The sequence below is a fragment of the Vibrio sp. Y176 genome (genome assembly GCF_033438945.1).
In genome coordinates, this window is the sequence record NZ_JAWOQS010000668.1 from 1 (window position 1) to 648 (window position 648).

General features: G+C 49.8%; 2 pseudogenes. One reads left to right on the forward strand and one right to left on the reverse strand.

The features are described from left to right. Positions 1–492 (forward strand): annotated as a pseudogene (locus R7O13_RS27965) (penicillin-sensitive transpeptidase); the annotation flags it as partial. A 55-nt stretch (positions 493–547) separates the two neighbouring features. Here R7O13_RS27965 and R7O13_RS27970 read toward each other — a convergent pair. Then, positions 548–648, reverse strand: a pseudogene (locus R7O13_RS27970) (DNA-binding transcriptional regulator OxyR); the annotation flags it as partial.

Here is a 648-nt window from a genome sequence, read left to right on the forward strand (position 1 = left end):
GAAGGTACTGGTTGGAACGGTACTGGCTGGCGTGCGCAAAAACTTGAGCGTCGTGATATTGGTGGTAAAACTGGTACGACTAACGATTCAAAAGACGCATGGTACAACGGTTATGGTCCGGGCGTAGTTGCGATTGCATGGGTGGGCTTCGATGATCACTCACGCGCGTTAGGCCGCACGACGGTGAACAGCAATTTGGGTCAAGGCCAAGTATCTGGTGCTGAATCAGGAGCGAAAACAGCAGAGCCAGCATGGATTGACTTTATGCAAGTGGCATTGGAAGGCAAGCCAGAACAAGGCAAGAATATTCCAGATGACATCGTGCGCGTTCGCATCGATCGCAACAGCGGTCTGCTGACTCATAAAGTGGATAGCACGTCCATGTTTGAATACTTTGAGAAAGGCACGGAGCCAACCGAATACGTTGGTAACAGCCTCGAAGACAGCATTTATTCAAGCGGTTCTGGTGGCACAACGGAAGAGTTGTTCTAAACCAAACGAAAGAAAAGATAAGGGGAGAGCGTTGGCTCTCCCCTTTTTTATAACGTTAAGCGGCCATAGAAGATGGCTGCGACTCTAGAATTGCTTTGATTTTCGCTGCTAATGCTTCAAAACGAGCACGCAACGGAGAGCCAGGGCGGTACGCCA